The organism is Pseudoalteromonas sp. SR43-7 (assembly GCF_014163785.1).
Taxonomy (GTDB): Bacteria; Pseudomonadota; Gammaproteobacteria; order Enterobacterales; family Alteromonadaceae; genus Pseudoalteromonas; species Pseudoalteromonas distincta.
In genome coordinates this window covers 74558-90914 of the sequence record NZ_JACJDY010000008.1, presented here as the reverse complement: position 1 = coordinate 90914, position 16357 = coordinate 74558, and the positions used below count along the sequence as shown (strand labels likewise).

The window sequence follows — 16357 nt, the reverse complement described above, 5'->3', positions numbered from 1 at the left end:
TAAGTTGTAACACACACATGTAATGCTTTGTTACATCTTAAAACAGCTTGTAAACACTTTATTGCGTATTATTGCTCTGTCACCACCAATTATGAAGGAATGCCTTGTGGCTACTACAAAACAAATAATACTCCCAATCGCTGTTTTAGCAGGCGGTATTGCTTTAGCTTTCGCCTTTATGGCAATGAAAAAACCACCCGAAGAAAAGCCAGAGCAAGATTTACGTCCTTTAGTAGCAACACAAAGCGTACTTTTAAATTCTATAACGCTCGATGTTAAATCGTACGGCATTGTTAAACCAAAGTATCGTACCGAGCTAATAGCACAAGTTAGCGGGCAAGTTATTTCGGTATCAGATCAATTTGTTGAAGGCGCGTTTGTAAAGCAAGGCGATATTTTAGCACGAATTGATGCAAATGATTACGAAGCAGACTTTATTGAAGCGCAAGCGGGTTTAGCACAAGCAAGCTCAGCACTTGAAATAGAACGCGCGCAAGCACATGTCGCTCAAGCTGAGTGGGAGCGCATTAAGTCAGACTCAAGCGACGCTATTGCATCAGAACTTTATTTACGAAAACCACAGCTGGCCGAAAAATTAGCGCGTTACCGCTCTGCTCAAGCAAGTGTTAAACGTGCTAGCCGCAATCTTGAGCGTACTTATATTAAAGCCCCTTATGATGCCATTATTAATGAGCGCACAATTAGCTTGGGTTCAGTAGTAAACCCAGGTAATAGTTTTGGCGCACTAAGCGCAACCTCAGTTGCAGAGGTACGTTTACCGGTTGCCGATCAAGAACTGCAATATTTAAAAAATGGCGGCGTAGGCTCAAATGTTACATTTAACGCAGAATACGCGGGTAAGCAAACAATGTGGCAAGCCAAAGTAATTCGCACCGAAGGTGTGGTTGATCAAACAAGCCGTATGAGCTACTTGGTTGCACAACTTGCAACACCTTATGGCGACAAAACACGCCCTCTTCGTTTTGGCTCATACATTAACGCTACCATTGAAGGTCGCCCGCTTGATAACGCAATTATTGTTGCGCACCACTTAGTTAAAGATAATAAAATTGTAATTTTAAATGACGATTTAACATTGTCGTTTAAAACCCTCAATATTATACGCGAACAAAACGGCATGATTATAGCCAGCCAAGGGTTAAAGAATGGCGAGCAAATTGTTACCTCAGCGCTTGAATACCCAACTGAAGGTATGGCAGTAAAAATTGAAGATATTGCGCCTGATAAAACTGATGTAACTCAACTTGCGCTGAAAGAGGAATAATCATGAACACTCGTGAAACAGGGTTAATAGCATGGTTTGCCCGAAATCCCGTTGCTGCCAACCTACTAATGATATTTATATTAGTAGGCGGTATTTTAATGGCGATGACCATTCGCAAACAAATGTTCCCACAGTTTGAAAGCAACTGGATAAGCGTACAAGCAGTTTACCCAGGTGCAGCCCCGCAAGAGGTAGAAGAAGGCATAACCATAAAAGTTGAAGAAAACCTCGAAGGTATTGAAGGCATTAAACGCCTAATTACGTACTCTAACCGTGGTTTTTCACAAGCGTGGATTGAAATAGAAGAGCAATACAATCCACAAGAAGTACTTGATGAAATTAAAGTACAAGTTGATTCAATAAACACCTTTCCTGCGGGAATGGAGCGCCCTGTTGTGCGCCGCGATAAGTTTGAGCAAGAGGTAATGATACTCGCGCTTTACGGCGACATGAGTAACTACCAGTTAAAAGAGCTTGGCAACGATATAAAAGACGAGTTACAAGCACTGCCTCACGTTAACCTTGTAAATTTTAACGGCGGCTTAGAGTACGAAATTGGTATAGAAGTCAGCCCTGATAAACTACGCGAGTACGGATTAACATTTAGAGATATTGCAGGTGCGGTGCAAAACTTTTCGGCAAATATGTCGGCGGGGCAAATACGCTCTGAAAATGGTTATATTTCGATGCGTGTTGAAAAACAAGCCTACCGTGGTTTTGAGTTTGAAAAACTGCCACTTATTACCCTTGCTGATGGCGCACAAATTTATTTAGGCGATGTTGCAACTATTAATGATGGCTTTGAAGAAGGTCTACAATATTCAAAATACAATGGTAAGAATTCACTCTCGTTTGAAGTAAACGCATCAAAAGATCAAGACATTACCGATGTAGCAAAAGTACTTAAAAGCTACATGGCAACTAAAGAGCCACTTTTACCTGCAGGCGTTAAGCTCTCTCCTATTGTTGATTTAACCTACTACCTTGAAGGTCGACTCGATATGATGGTCGATAACATGATTTGGGGTGGCTTGTTAGTAATGATAGTGCTGGCACTATTTTTACCGCTACGCTTAGCATTTTGGGTAATGATGGGCTTACCGGTTTCGTTTTTAGGCGCCTTTTTGTTTATGCCTATTGGCTTTTTAGATGTAACAATTAACCTAGCCTCTCTTTTTGCCTTTATACTTGTACTCGGGATTGTTGTTGATGACGCCATAGTTGTGGGCGAGTCAGCCAGTGCCGAAATAGAAAAATACGGCCACACACTTGATAACGTAGTACGCGGTGTTAAACGCGTTGCGATGCCAGCAACCTTTGGTGTACTAACAACTATTGCGGCATTTTTACCTCAAACACTCGCAACCGGCCCTGGCGCTGCTTTTTCTAAGGCAATTGGTGGCGTTATTATTTTATGTTTGATTTTTTCACTCATTGAATCAAAACTAATTTTACCTGCGCATATTGCAGCAATGAACCCACGTAAACCAAATCCTAAAAACCTATTACATCGCTTACGTATGGTGATTGATAGTGGTTTAAAAGGCTTTGTGAATAACTACTACCTTCCTTTTGTTAGCCGCTGTATTCACTACCGCTATACCGTAATTGTTGGCTTTATGTGTTTGCTTATTGTAAGCGCAGGTATGTTTGCAGGTGGTTTAGTTAAGTTTGTACCAAACCCTAAAATACCGCACGACTTTCCGCGTATTGATATAGAAATGAACCTTGCCTCATCTGAGCAAGCAACACTTGAAACCGCACGTAAAATAGAAAACGTGTTGTTACAGGTCGATCAGCAACTACAAGAGCAATACGGTAAACCGATGATCCGCGATTTATCGGTAAGTCTGCGCGGACGAACGCAAGCAAATATTATGGCCATTTTGGTAGAGCCTGATTTACGCCCTATCGACACCTTTGCCCTAAGTGCATTATGGCGTGAGCAAATGCCCGCTCTACCCGGCATTAAAACCATGACCATTCAAGACAGTATAATGAATGGCGGTCGAGATGATGGCGACGTTAGCTTTAAACTTGAAGGCAAAAATGCTAACGAGCTAAAAGAAGTAGCAGGTAAATTAAAAGCCAAATTACAAACAATGGAAGGCGTTGGCGACGTAAACGATTCAATGCAAAGCGCTACCGACGAAGTGCAACTTGATTTAAAACCACTCGCTTACAGCATGGGATTAACGCTTGCTGATGTAGCGTCGCAAGTTAGCTTTAGTTACTACGGCTTAGAAGCGCAGCGAATATTGCGTGAAGGCGAAGAAATTAAAGTCATGATCCGCTACCCAGAAGACGAACGTAACTCAATAAGTGACATAGCAAGTGTGCGTATTATTACACCTACAGGCGCTGAAGTACCGCTAAGTGAAGTAGCCGAAGTTAAGCTGGTTGACGGTGTAAACCGTATTCGCCGCGAAAACTCTAAACGCACTGTAAACGTATGGGCTGCGGTAAATACCGACCAAGCCGAACCATTTGCGATTGCTGAGGAAATTCGTGACGAATACTTACCAACATTACTTAAAAGCTACCCTGGCGTTACAAGTGATGTAGCTGGGCGCATTCAAGAAGAAATGGATAGCGCTTCAGAACAGCTTCGTGACTTTGGTATATCAATGATGATTATATTTGCCTTATTAGCGATTCCACTTCGCTCTTACTCGCAGCCACTTATTATAATGTCGGTTATTCCGTTTGGTGTAGTGGGCGCGATGTTTGGCCATATGATTTTAGGTATGACTATGAGCAGCTTATCTATGTTTGGCATTATTGCGGTAGCGGGTGTGGTCGTAAATGACTCCCTCGTTATGGTTGATTTTGTAAATAAAGCCCGCGCCGAAGGTGTTGCAATTAAAGATGCAGTAGTACAAGCCGGTGCTCGTCGCTTTAGGGCAATACTACTCACCTCAATCACTACCTTTATTGGTGTAATGCCAATTATTTTTGAAACGAGTTTACAAGCTAAAATTGTTATCCCAATGGCTGTATCACTTGCTTTTGGTGTGTTATTTGCCACAGTAATTACACTGATACTTATACCGTGCCAGTATGTTGCACTAGAAGATGCTAAACGATTAGTTCGTAAAATGCGTGGCAAGCCACCACTAGTAGATGCCCAACCAGCGCCTACTAATAGCTAAATTAAGTAACATCCCAACCAAAAAAGCTCGGCATATTATATGCCGAGCTTTTTATTTTTAGCTTAAAAATAATATTCACCTATTTGCCAAGTCTTTATCTTACTGATAGTTTAACTCTATAAATATAACCCTCAAAAGGAATAATGATGGGCACAATTCAACTTATTTTATTTATTGTTTTTGCTGTATTAACCACTCTTGGCTACAAAAAGAATAACCGCAACTTAATGCTATTAGGCGCCGTTGCAATATCGTTTGCGTTTGTAGGGCTCGACTTTTTAATCGGCGTAGATGAGGGCTTATCAGAGACTGGTTATGAATGAATGTACAAACCTAGGTAAGTTCACATTATTTAAATTCGTTGTATCTTATACTATGGAAGGTACTTAAAAGTTAGACACTTAAGGCTTTATTTTTACAAATTTTTGTATATAGGAAAGGAATCTAATGCGTTTTTTTATAGTTCTAATCTTGTCTTATGTTGCTCTTTTGAGCGGCTGTCAGCACTTTATTGCCAAGCAAATAACGAAGCCAGTTAAACCTGTTATTTTTGATAAAGCAGTTGTAGATAGCAATGTTTTGGGGAAGAAAACCCAACATTGTATAAGCAATAAACACTGTGTGGATTTTTTATACACCTCACCAACAATGTTTAATAATGGCACAGAAATTTCAACGGTTACACTCAATTTTGAATTAAAAATCGATTCTAAAATTAAAACGTTCGAAGAAAACTTTAAATAACGAAAATAAGCACTCTGTTAAAAAAAATAATTTACTCGTTTTATTCCCAGGCTATGGTGTTGATTACACGATCTATGGCATGCAATCACGCTGGCTTGCTCATTTTACAGGAGCTGACGTTATTGTTGCACCTTCGCCTAACCAAAACGAACCATTTGATTTTGGTTTAGTAAACGCAAATATTGTGAGTGAATATATAAAGATACAAGAATATGAAAATATATCTCTTATTAGCTATTCAATGGGTGCAGTTGCGAGTAGTCACATAAAGACCAAGCTAAATATTGATAAACATATACTTATTGCTCCTATGATTAATTTTAAAACTGCATTAAATACTATTGCTAGGTTAACTCACCCTACTTATAGTATGTTTTTAGGTGATGATTATTTGAATGAAGTGGCTATTAAAATAATTGAAGAAAGTGGAGTTCCTGCTTACAAACTTAATCTATTCAATGCACTTAGCACACCTAGTTATTCTGAAAAAACTTACATACTTGCAAGTAATGCAGACAAAGTGAGTCCATATAATGGGTTGCTTACTCTTAATAATCCAAAAGTGAGCATTTATGAGATAAAAGATTTAAATCACCTTGAAATGGTTTCTTTAATATCCGCACAACAAAGGAATGTGCTCCTTTCCTTGCTTGACGGATAACTTTGGCAACAGTCCTAATAATTGAGAGAAATATTGCTCGTTTTTTATCCCTAATACGTTATGGTATTTAAATAATAAATAGACATAATAAAGTTAAGGAACAGCCATGAATACATCTCCCTCTGATCACATTCCTCAAGAAGCCTTTGATTGGTATGACGAATACGCCCACGGTTTAATGGACCGACGTACTTTTATGAAGAAACTCGGTGGCCTTGCTGCTCTTGGCTTTTCGATGGCTGTACTTACATCAGCATTATTACCTAATTACGCATTGGCTGAACAAGTGTCGTTTAATGACGTCGATATAACAGCAACGTACGAAGAATTCGATTCGCCAGACGGGCACGGTAAAGGCAAAGGTTACATAGCAACCCCTAAAAACATAGAAGGTAAGCTTCCCGTTGTACTCGTGATACACGAAAACCGTGGATTAAACCCTTACGTAAAGGATGTAGCAAGACGCTTAGCTAAAGTCGGTTTTATTGCGTTTGCACCCGACGCGCTCTTTCCACTGGGTGGCTACCCTGGTAACGATGATGAAGGACGCGCTATGCAAAAAACCATGGATCGCGCTAAAATTCAAAACGATTTTGTTGCCGCAGCGCACTTTTTAAAATCGCATGCTAACAGTAACGGTAAATTAGGCGCTGTCGGTTTTTGTTTTGGTGGCTACATTGTTAATTATTTAGCGGCAGTAGATAGTAATTTAATCAGCGCTGGCGTGCCTTTTTACGGCACTCCCGCCAGTGAAAGTTTACGTAAAAATATTAAAGCACCGTTAATGATTCAATTAGGCGAGCTGGATAAACGTGTAAACGCGTCGTGGCCACAGTACGAACAAGATTTAAAAGCTAATAATGTTGAATACACTATGCATATGTATAAAGGGGCAAATCATGGTTTTCATAACGACTCGACAGGTCGCTATGATAAAGACAATGCCGAACTTGCATGGCAACGTACCGTTGAGTTTTTTAATAAAAAGCTAAGTTAGCGAATAAAAAATAATGCCACCAGATCTAAGCCGGTGGCACTATTAAGTAGACTAATTAGCTCAGTACGCTTTTATCAATAATTCCTTTCTTTACCAACTGCTGCAAAATAGCTTGGGATTTTGCTCTGCATGCATCACGTAGTAAACGCACCGCTGGGGTTATTGACTGCCTACTTGGGCAAATAAGCCAAAGTTCACCATTAACATGTTGATAATCTTGCATTACAGTAACCACCCTGTCATTGAGTAAATCATCGGCTATATCAAGGGCTGATTTTACAGCCAAGCCTTTACCCGCAAAGCACCAGCGCCTTACTAAATCGCCATCGTTTGAGGCGCGCCTGCCATTCATTTTAACTTTATATTTTGACTCACCATCGGTGAATTCCCACGTATTATTTATAATATCCTGCAACTGATAAAACAAACCTTGATGCGACGCTAAATCATCGGGATGCATGGGAGCCCCGTTTTGTAAGAGATATTCGTCAGTTGCACATAACAAGCGCGGTACGTTACAAATTTTGAATCCATAAACGCTAGCATCATTAGGCGAGCCATAACGAAGCGCTATATCAACTGAGTCACGGTAAAAGTCGATATTACTATCACTTATATGCGTTCTTAAACTTAGCTTTGGATAAGTGTCCATGAGTTCATCAATCCATGGGATCACTAAGTTACGGCCTAAGTCAGATGAAAGGGCAACACGCAGCTCGCCTTCTATTTCGTCGTGCTCACCTTTTAGATTTTGCTTTGCAAGCTCAAGTACAGCTAAAGCCTGCTCACATTGTGGTATGTAGCGCTCCCCAGCAGCCGATAACCTTAAATGACGTGTTGTCCGAACAAACAGCTCGCTACCAAGGGCTGCCTCAACACGTTTAATAGCAGCGCTTGCTGTGGCTGTACGCATATCTAACTTAGCAGCTGCGAGCGTAATACTTCTAAACTCAGCTACTTTTAAAATAAGTTTTAAATCTTCTATGTTCATATTATCTATTTATATTTGATAATGATTCAACAATTATGCGGTTTATCTATATTAAAGCAAGGTCTACTATCTATCCATCAGCTAGCCAAAGCATGGCTTGCACCTTATATGTAAATAGATTAGGACACTTATTATGAAAGCCATTGGTTATAAAAAATCTCTTCCTGTTTCAAACCCTGAGTCGTTAATTGATGTTGAATTACCACAGCCAGTTGCAACAGGTCGTGATTTATTAATTAAAGTTAAGGCTATTGCAGTTAACCCTGCCGATTATAAAGTGCGCCTATATATGCCACCAACAAACGGTGAAATAAAAGTTATTGGTTGGGATGCAGTTGGCGAAGTGGTTGCAACAGGTGAAGCTGTTACAGACTTTAAACCAGGTGATGCGGTTTACTACGCAGGTGATATTACCCGCCCAGGTAGTAATGCAGAATTTCAATTAGTGGATGAGCGCATTGTAGGGTTCAAACCACAAAGCTTAAACGATGCTGAAGCTGCTGCATTACCACTTACTGCAATAACAGCGTACGAGTTATTATTTGAGCATTTAAACATTGTAAAACAAGCAGCTGATGCAAAAACAAAATCAGACGAAGTTATTTTAGTAACAGGTGCCGCAGGCGGCGTTGGTTCTATTTTTATCCAGCTTGCTAAAGCGATTACTGGTGCAACAGTGATTGCCACTGCATCGCGTGAAAGCTCACAAGCATGGGTTAAAAAACTAGGCGCAGATTATGTTGTTGATCATACAAAACCATTACCGGCTCAAATTGATGCATTAAATATTGGCTCGGTAACACATGTAGCAAGTCTGCACAGTACTGATACTTATTTTGAAGCGTATACAGAGGTACTTGCACCATTTGGTAAAATTGCAATGATTGACGATCCTGAGTCATTAGATGTTAGTAAATTAAAAATGAAGAGCTTATCGCTACATTGGGAATTTATGTTTGCCCGCTCAATGTTTAATGCCAAAGATTTAATTGAGCAAAGCAAGTTATTAAATCATGTTGCTGAGTTAATTGATCAGGGCCATATTCAAACAACGATTGGTAAAAATTTAGGCATTATAAATGCGGCTAACCTGCGTATTGCACACGCAGAACTTGAAGAAGGTCGCTCTATTGGCAAAATAGTGTTGGAAGGTTTTTAATTCCATAAATACTAAATACGCGCTGCCTAATTAATTGAAGGCACCAATGTAATTGGTGTCTTCAGCCAATATTTTGGGTGGCTATGGCTGTATTTATATTTATTAAAGAAACTATTACCTAATAATATTTGATAATGATTCAACCATATACCTGTTTATCATATTGTAATAACCCACTACTATCAGTACCTAGCTATATTGACAGGCTTTACTTTACGTAGATATCAATTGAATTAAATAAGTAGAGTGATTTAAAAACACGATATTATTTTTGTAATAAATTTTTAAAAGGGTTTGTTTTTACTAAAACTGACTCAACATAGTAAATACTGGTAAAACACCTACTCAATGGAGAAACTAATGACTCACCCTATTATTAATGACTTAGAAAAGCGTTACACAGCAAAACGTTACGATGCAACGAAACGTGTATCTCAAGACGATTTAGCCGTTATTTACGAAGCTATGCGCCTATCTCCATCATCTATTAACTCGCAGCCTTGGAAATTCATCGTAATTGAATCAGATGAGGCTAAAGAGCGTATGCATAGTACATTTGCTAATAAATTTGCGTTTAACCAGCCACATATTAAAACAGCTTCGCATATAATATTATTCGCTCACAATCCTAAATATACCCGCGATGACTACGCACAAGTTATTGATGCAGATATTAAAAATGGCCGTACTAAAGCAGAAAATCGCGAACAAGCTTTTGGTGCTTATGCGTTTGTTGATATTAATACTGATGAGCAAGGTAACAATGCCGCATGGACTAAAGCACAAACTTACATTGCACTGGGTAACACTATGCATGCCGCTGCACGTTTAGGCATTGATTCAACCCCAATGGAAGGCGTAGATGCCGAGCTGATTGGCGAAGTCTTTGAAAAAGAACTTGATGGTTACGTATGCGACGTGGCATTAGTACTTGGCTATCATGATAGCGCTGAAGATTATAATGCTAAATTACCTAAATCTCGCTTAGCAAAAGAGCAAGTTATTCAGGTTTTATAAGTAATACGTTATAAACTTAAATGATAACAATATTAAAAAACCACTTATTTAAATAAGTGGTTTTTTTGCTTTAAAGCAGTTTAACTTACTTTGCGCTGTGCAGCCTGAATGTATTGCACTAAATCTTCAATAGAAACCACGGTCATATTATGTTTATTAGCATAATCACTCACCTCAGGTAAGCGCGCCATTGAACCATCTGGATTTGTCAGTTCGCAAATTACGCCAAATGGTTTTAAGCCGGCAAGTTGCATTAAATCAACGGATGCTTCGGTATGACCGCGACGCACTAATACGCCACCCGTTTGTGCCTTTAAACCAAATACATGCCCTGGGCGCGATAAATCACTTGGTTTTGCATTATCCGCTGTCGCTGCTTTTATAGTAGTTACTCTATCAGCAGCAGATACACCTGTTGTTACGCCATGCTTAGCTTCAATAGTGACTGTATAAGCGGTGTTATTTTGACTCGTATTGTTAGCTACCATTTGCGGTAAGTCGAGCTGTTTAATGCGCTCATCCCCCATGCATAAACAAACAATACCGCTGCCTTCGCGGATCATTTCGGCCATTTGAGAAGTCGTTAAATGCTCAGCTGAAAAAACAAAGTCGCCTTCATTTTCACGGTTTTCATCATCAACAACAAGTACGCCTTGGCCTTGCTGTAGTGCAGTGATTGCGCTTTGTACGCGGGTATGGCTTTCGCCGAATTGAGTAAGTAGAGACTGAATCATCATTATATTCCAAATAAAAATAATAGATTCAGGACTGTGAAAGGATCAGTAATACATCACTTAAATTTAAAGTGATCACTACCAAAATAGCTTAAATAAAATAACAAAAAGCACGCAGCAAAATGCAGCGCACACTGTTATACCAATAACATTAAATTAGTGACTAATTATAGCGCAAAGAAAATAGCTCACTTAACGCGATACAACGGTCATGTCTTTAATAAAATTGGTTTTAGTATAATAAGCCATATTCTCTTTCATCCGGACTGTAACCGTCGGCTCTGGCATCTCACCAGATCTGCTTGACCTTTACTTAACCTAAAATAAGTTAAATAAAGCGCTCGCGGGCTCGTTTAAGTCATAAAAAACATTAAACATACCGCCGGTGGGGAATTTCACCCCGCCCTGAGAATTTACAGTAAGCATTAGCACTTACTGTAGGCATATTATACGCTTGTATTTATTTGTTTTTCAAAACTAAATACAATAAAAACTACGAAAGTTGAATATTTAACGATGCGCACTCCACAATACCTTCGTTTATATCAGCAACTAGCGTACAGGTAGCACCATTGACCAAATTTAAATTAGGTTGAACGTGCCCTATATCGGCATCAAAAATTACAGGAAATAAACACCCACCTAGCGCTACATCTAACGCATGGCGATAATCAAAGGCATCGTAATGACCTTGTGTTATTTCACTTCGCCCTAAAACCAAGCCATTGATATCATCAAATATACCGGCTAATTTTAATGACAGTAAAAATCGTGCAACGGTTGTTGGTGTAAGTTCTGAGTTTTCGAGGTATAAAATAAGCCCTTCGGGCGCACTGTTCTTTTTAAACTCATGCAGCGCTAAAAATGGCGAGTCGAGCAATAAACCTACGGTATCTAAACACCCACCAAATAACCGACCAGACATTTCTATGGTACGTTTATCTGTGTAGTTTAAACATTGCCAGTTTGTAGGCTCACTCGGGCTGAGTAATTCGTTCGGGTTTTGCGCGTAATTAGGCTTATTTTTTTGGTATAAAGAAGAAGGACCTTGCTCAAATTTACTACCGGCTTCGTAGGTCAGAGTTTCAAATATTTGTAAACTGTACGGATTTTTTTCATCTGGGTGTAACTGCATAAGATTAGCGCTGTGAAGGGTTGCCCATTGGCACTTAGCAGTGAGTGCACATGCAATAGTACTCACATCAGAAAAACCAACTAACCACTTAGGCTTTGCTTCTTTAATGGCGTTAAAATCAAGTAGTGGCAGTATTTCCATTGCCAGCTCACCACCCATTGGCGGCATAATCGCATCTATTTCATCATCTAATAAAAAACCCATTAGCTGCTTAGCATGCGCTTTAGCATTAAGCTGTTCGCGTGGTTTGTTTTGACGTAAAAACTCGCCTTCAACAACATCATACCCTCGTTGTTGTAGTCCATTTATAACTATATCTAAGCGTCCGTGATACTTTTCTTTTAGCCCAGATGAAAGCGAGCAAATAGCAATTTTAGAGCCTACTTTTAAAGGCGCTGGGTAAAGTATATTAGCCATTGAGTGTTCCTTTTTAATAATACCAACCTGCATAAATCTTTGATCAATTTAACGAATTAAATTGCACTATAACGTCGTTAAAAGTTTTTTATTTAGAACAACTAGATATAAAAACTTTTGCCTAGTTCTAGCGTAATTTTCTTAACGTTAAATAGACCCCATATATAAGCAGATTGGTATAAAGTGATTATGTACCTATATCATCATGCTCACTCTTTATGCAATATGAACACCCTTATCAGTATAGTGATTTATTTAAGGCATAAAAAAACCGATGTAAATACATCGGTTTTTATTTAAAACGTTAAAGTGAGTTATGCGTTAAAGATACTCAACTTCAATGATTTCGTACTCAACGATACCTTTTGGCGTTTGGATAGACACTGCATCGTCTACTTGTTTACCAATTAAGCCACGTGCAATCGGTGAATTAACAGAAATTAAGTTGTTTTTAATATCGGCTTCATCATCGCCTACAATACGGTATTTTACTTCAGCATCCGTATCTACATTTACTATAGTTACGGTAGTACCAAAAATAACTTTGCCCGTATTTGGCATTTTAGTTACGTCGATTATCTGAACATTTGAAAGTTTAGCTTCAATTTCTTGAATACGACCTTCACAAAAACCCTGTTGCTCACGTGCAGCGTGGTACTCAGCGTTTTCTTTTAAGTCACCGTGTTCACGCGCAACAGCAATGTCGGCGATAATTTTTGGACGGGTAACTGTTTTTAATTCGTTAAGCTCTTTGCGCAGTAAATCTGCGCCACGAACTGTCATCGGAATTGATTGCATACTTTTCTCACTTAACACCAAGGCCCTAGTTGGCCTTGGCACATTTCCTTAGTTCAATCGCAGGTGTAGCTCTTGAACTGACGTTACTTTACTACGGTCATCTGCTTTGTTAGCAGTACAGTTAGCAAAAGCCGCGTTCAAGGTTGTCGTATAGTTGGTTTTATTTTGCAATGCACCACGACGTAACACCTTCGAATCTTCGATCGCTTGGCGACCTTCGGTGGTATTAACGATATAGCTGTACTCTTTATTCTTGATATAATCAAGGATATGCGGGCGGCCTTCATATACTTTGTTTACACGTCGTACTTCAATGCCAGCTTCTTCAAGAGCTTGTGCCGTGCCACCCGTTGCGTCAAGTTCAAAACCTAAGTCGGTCATAATCTTGGCTAATTCAACAATGCGTGGCTTATCGCTATTACGAACAGATAATAACGCGCGACCACCGCGTGGTAAAGTGTTGCTTGCACCTAATTGTGCTTTTGCGAATGCTTCGGCGAAAGTATCACCAACACCCATCACTTCACCCGTTGAGCGCATCTCAGGGCCACGAATTGGATCCACACCCTGAAACTTAGCAAATGGTAAAACAACTTCTTTAACGCTGTAATAAGGAGGGATCACTTCTTTAGTGATACCTTGGCTTGCCAAAGACTGACCCGCCATACAACGAGCCGCCACTTTTGCAAGCGCTACACCGGTTGCTTTTGATACAAACGGTACAGTACGTGCGGCACGCGGGTTAACTTCAATTAAGTACACTTTGCCATCTTTTACAGCAAACTGTGTATTCATTAAGCCAACAACACCAAGCTCAAGCGCCATATCGGTTACTTGCTTGCGCATCACATCTTGCACTTCTTGCGATAAAGAATGTGCTGGTAATGAACATGCTGAGTCACCAGAGTGAACACCGGCTTGCTCAATGTGCTCCATGATACCGCCAATAATTACTTGCTCGCCGTCGCAAATCGCGTCAACGTCAACTTCAATTGCGTTATCTAAGAAACGGTCCAGTAATACAGGTGCTTCGTTTGATGCAGATACAGCTTCGGTCATGTAGCGACGTAAATCGTCTTCATCGTATACAATTTCCATTGCACGACCACCTAGTACATACGACGGACGTACAACGAGTGGGAAACCAATTTCAACTGATTTAAGTAGTGCTTCTTCAGTTGAAGTTACTGTTGCATTTTCTGGCTGAAGTAAGTTCAGACGCTCAACAAGTTGTTGGAAACGTTCGCGATCTTCTGCACGGTCAATCGCATCAGGTGAAGTACCAATTACTGGAACGCCATTCGCTTCAAGCTCACGTGCTAATTTAAGTGGTGTTTGACCACCGTACTGCACGATAACGCCTTTTGGCTTTTCAACACGTACGATTTCGAGTACGTCTTCAAGTGTAATTGGCTCAAAGTATAGTCTATCAGATGTATCGTAATCGGTAGAAACCGTTTCAGGGTTACAGTTAACCATGATAGTTTCATAGCCGTCTTCGCGAAGCGCAAGCGAGGCATGTACACAACAGTAATCAAATTCAATACCTTGGCCGATACGGTTAGGACCGCCACCAATAACCATGATTTTGTCTTTATCTGTTGGGTTTGCTTCACACTCTTCATCGTAAGATGAGTACATGTAAGCTGTGTCTGAGCTAAATTCTGCGGCGCACGTATCAACACGCTTGTATACTGGCACGATGTTTAATAGGTGACGTTTTTTACGAATTTCAGCTTCAGATACACCAGCAATTTCAGCTATACGTGGATCTGCGAAACCTTTGCGTTTAAGTTTACGTAGGAAGTCGGCATTTAAACCAGCCATACCTACTTCACCAATTTTTGCTTCGTCTTTTAAAATATCTTCTATTTGTACTAAGAACCAGCGATTAACTTTAGTCAGCTCATAAACATCATCAACGCTCATACCATGGCGCATTGCATCAGCAATGTACCAGATACGCTCAGCACCTGGTTCGCGTAATTCGCGGATGATTTTTTCTTTCGCTTTAGGGTCATCAAGTGCAACTATTGGGTTAAAACCTGTTGCGCCCACTTCAAGACCACGTAATGCTTTGTGTAATGATTCTTGTTGGTTACGACCAATCGCCATTACTTCGCCAACTGATTTCATTTGCGTAGTTAAACGATCGTTAGCACCGGCAAATTTTTCAAAGTTAAAGCGAGGAATTTTTGTTACAACGTAATCGATTGAAGGCTCAAAAGATGCTGGAGTTTTACCGCCAGTAATATCGTTTTGAAGCTCGTCAAGCGTATAACCTACTGCTAGCTTTGCAGCAATTTTAGCAATTGGGAAACCCGTTGCTTTTGATGCAAGTGCAGATGAACGTGATACACGTGGGTTCATCTCAATGATAACCATACGGCCATCTTCAGGATTAATACCAAACTGCACGTTAGAACCGCCAGTTTCTACACCAATTTCACGTAATACCGCCATAGAGGCGTTACGCATAATTTGGTATTCTTTGTCGGTTAGCGTTTGCGCTGGTGCAACGGTGATTGAATCGCCAGTGTGAACACCCATAGGGTCAAAGTTTTCAATGGTACAAACAATAATACAGTTATCGTTTTTATCACGTACAACTTCTGTTTCGTACTCTTTCCAACCAATCAGTGATTCATCAATCAATAATTCGTTTGTTGGCGATAAGTCTAAACCGCGCTCACAAATTTCTTCAAACTCTTCCATGTTGTAAGCAACACCGCCACCGGTGCCACCCATGGTGAAAGAAGGACGAATGATACATGGTAAGCCAATTCGGCTCATTGTATCTTTAGCTTCTTCCATTGAGTGAGCAATTTCAGCACGAGGACATTCAAGGCCAATGTTTTTCATTGCTACGTCAAAGCGTTCACGGTTTTCTGCTTTGTCGATTGCATCCGCCGTTGCGCCAATTAGCTCAACGCCGTGCTTAGCCAATACACCGTGCTTGTCTAAATCAAGTGCACAGTTTAATGCTGTTTGACCACCCATTGTAGGCAGTACTGCATCAGGCTTTTCTTTTTCAATAATTTTTTCTACCACTTCCCAGTGAATTGGTTCGATGTAGGTAGCATCGGCCATTTCAGGATCGGTCATGATAGTTGCAGGGTTTGAGTTAACTAATATAACTCTATAGCCTTCTTCTCTAAGTGCTTTACACGCTTGAGCACCAGAGTAGTCAAATTCACAAGCTTGACCAATTACAATTGGGCCTGCGCCTAAGATAAGAATGCTTTTTATGTCGGTACGTTTTGGCAT

The 16357-nt window shown here is 40.1% G+C and carries 13 protein-coding genes and 1 riboswitch; of the genes, 8 read left to right on the top strand and 5 right to left on the bottom strand.

The genetic code is table 11. The features are described from left to right. Window positions 1-106: 106 nt before the first annotated feature. The 6 genes from H5087_RS08160 to H5087_RS08140 all read left to right on the top strand — a co-directional run bounded on the left by H5087_RS08160 (window position 107) and on the right by H5087_RS08140 (window position 6839). On the top strand, window positions 107-1285 hold the full coding sequence (locus H5087_RS08160) for an efflux RND transporter periplasmic adaptor subunit (protein ID WP_182671691.1): 1179 nt from the start codon (window positions 107-109) through the stop codon (window positions 1283-1285). A gap of 2 nt (window positions 1286-1287) precedes the next feature. Then, complete coding sequence (locus tag H5087_RS08155) at window positions 1288-4437, top strand: efflux RND transporter permease subunit (protein WP_182671690.1); 3150 nt, start codon at window positions 1288-1290, stop codon at window positions 4435-4437. A 143-nt stretch (window positions 4438-4580) separates the two neighbouring features. Next, window positions 4581-4760, top strand: a complete 180-nt coding sequence (locus H5087_RS08150; RefSeq protein WP_182671741.1) for a hypothetical protein — start codon at window positions 4581-4583, stop codon at window positions 4758-4760. 124 nt (window positions 4761-4884) lie between these two features. Continuing rightward, window positions 4885-5181, top strand: coding sequence for a hypothetical protein (locus tag H5087_RS20175; RefSeq protein WP_259397755.1), 297 nt, complete (start codon window positions 4885-4887; stop codon window positions 5179-5181). 79 nt (window positions 5182-5260) lie between these two features. Beyond that, complete coding sequence (locus tag H5087_RS20170; RefSeq protein WP_259397754.1) at window positions 5261-5842, top strand: hypothetical protein; 582 nt, start codon at window positions 5261-5263, stop codon at window positions 5840-5842. Between the two features lie 106 nt (window positions 5843-5948). Then, window positions 5949-6839 carry a dienelactone hydrolase family protein gene (locus H5087_RS08140; protein ID WP_182671689.1) on the top strand — a complete coding sequence of 297 codons (891 nt, stop codon included), beginning with the start codon at window positions 5949-5951 and terminating at the stop codon, window positions 6837-6839. Between the two features lie 55 nt (window positions 6840-6894). On the opposite strand, the gene H5087_RS08135 is transcribed toward H5087_RS08140, so the two are convergent. Then, on the bottom strand, window positions 6895-7830 hold the full coding sequence (locus tag H5087_RS08135; RefSeq protein ID WP_182671688.1) for a LysR family transcriptional regulator: 936 nt from the start codon (window positions 7828-7830) through the stop codon (window positions 6895-6897). A gap of 133 nt (window positions 7831-7963) precedes the next feature. On the opposite strand from H5087_RS08135, the gene H5087_RS08130 reads away from it, so the two are divergent. Beyond that, window positions 7964-8989 carry a zinc-binding alcohol dehydrogenase family protein gene (locus H5087_RS08130; protein WP_182671687.1) on the top strand — a complete coding sequence of 342 codons (1026 nt, stop codon included), beginning with the start codon at window positions 7964-7966 and terminating at the stop codon, window positions 8987-8989. 360 nt (window positions 8990-9349) lie between these two features. Then, window positions 9350-10006 (top strand): nitroreductase family protein, encoded by a 657-nt coding sequence (locus H5087_RS08125; RefSeq protein WP_182671686.1) that lies wholly within the window; start codon window positions 9350-9352, stop codon window positions 10004-10006. An 80-nt stretch (window positions 10007-10086) separates the two neighbouring features. Here the strand turns inward: H5087_RS08125 and ribB are convergent, their stop codons facing one another. The 4 genes from ribB to carB form a co-directional block, all read right to left on the bottom strand. Further along, complete coding sequence (gene ribB, locus H5087_RS08120) at window positions 10087-10740, bottom strand: 3,4-dihydroxy-2-butanone-4-phosphate synthase (protein ID WP_182671740.1); 654 nt, start codon at window positions 10738-10740, stop codon at window positions 10087-10089. Between the two features lie 245 nt (window positions 10741-10985). Then, window positions 10986-11157, bottom strand: a riboswitch (FMN riboswitch). Window positions 11158-11233: 76 nt separating this feature from the next. Further along, window positions 11234-12292, bottom strand: a complete 1059-nt coding sequence (locus H5087_RS08115; protein ID WP_182671685.1) for a S66 peptidase family protein — start codon at window positions 12290-12292, stop codon at window positions 11234-11236. A 321-nt stretch (window positions 12293-12613) separates the two neighbouring features. After that, window positions 12614-13090, bottom strand: coding sequence for a transcription elongation factor GreA (gene greA, locus H5087_RS08110; protein ID WP_004335404.1), 477 nt, complete (start codon window positions 13088-13090; stop codon window positions 12614-12616). A 48-nt stretch (window positions 13091-13138) separates the two neighbouring features. Next, on the bottom strand, window positions 13139-16357 hold the full coding sequence (carB, locus tag H5087_RS08105) for a carbamoyl-phosphate synthase large subunit (RefSeq protein WP_039487473.1): 3219 nt from the start codon (window positions 16355-16357) through the stop codon (window positions 13139-13141).

Coding starts and splice junctions, on each gene's coding strand:
- H5087_RS20170 (WP_259397754.1), top strand. CDS start 5,261: ATGCAATCACGCTGGCTTGCTCATTTTACAGGAGCTGACGTTATTGTT.
- carB (WP_039487473.1), bottom strand. CDS start 16,357: ATGCCAAAACGTACCGACATAAAAAGCATTCTTATCTTAGGCGCAGGC.
- H5087_RS08155 (WP_182671690.1), top strand. CDS start 1,288: ATGAACACTCGTGAAACAGGGTTAATAGCATGGTTTGCCCGAAATCCC.
- H5087_RS20175 (WP_259397755.1), top strand. CDS start 4,885: ATGCGTTTTTTTATAGTTCTAATCTTGTCTTATGTTGCTCTTTTGAGC.
- ribB (WP_182671740.1), bottom strand. CDS start 10,740: ATGATTCAGTCTCTACTTACTCAATTCGGCGAAAGCCATACCCGCGTA.
- H5087_RS08150 (WP_182671741.1), top strand. CDS start 4,581: ATGATGGGCACAATTCAACTTATTTTATTTATTGTTTTTGCTGTATTA.
- H5087_RS08135 (WP_182671688.1), bottom strand. CDS start 7,830: ATGAACATAGAAGATTTAAAACTTATTTTAAAAGTAGCTGAGTTTAGA.
- H5087_RS08125 (WP_182671686.1), top strand. CDS start 9,350: ATGACTCACCCTATTATTAATGACTTAGAAAAGCGTTACACAGCAAAA.
- H5087_RS08130 (WP_182671687.1), top strand. CDS start 7,964: ATGAAAGCCATTGGTTATAAAAAATCTCTTCCTGTTTCAAACCCTGAG.
- greA (WP_004335404.1), bottom strand. CDS start 13,090: ATGCAATCAATTCCGATGACAGTTCGTGGCGCAGATTTACTGCGCAAA.
- H5087_RS08115 (WP_182671685.1), bottom strand. CDS start 12,292: ATGGCTAATATACTTTACCCAGCGCCTTTAAAAGTAGGCTCTAAAATT.
- H5087_RS08140 (WP_182671689.1), top strand. CDS start 5,949: ATGAATACATCTCCCTCTGATCACATTCCTCAAGAAGCCTTTGATTGG.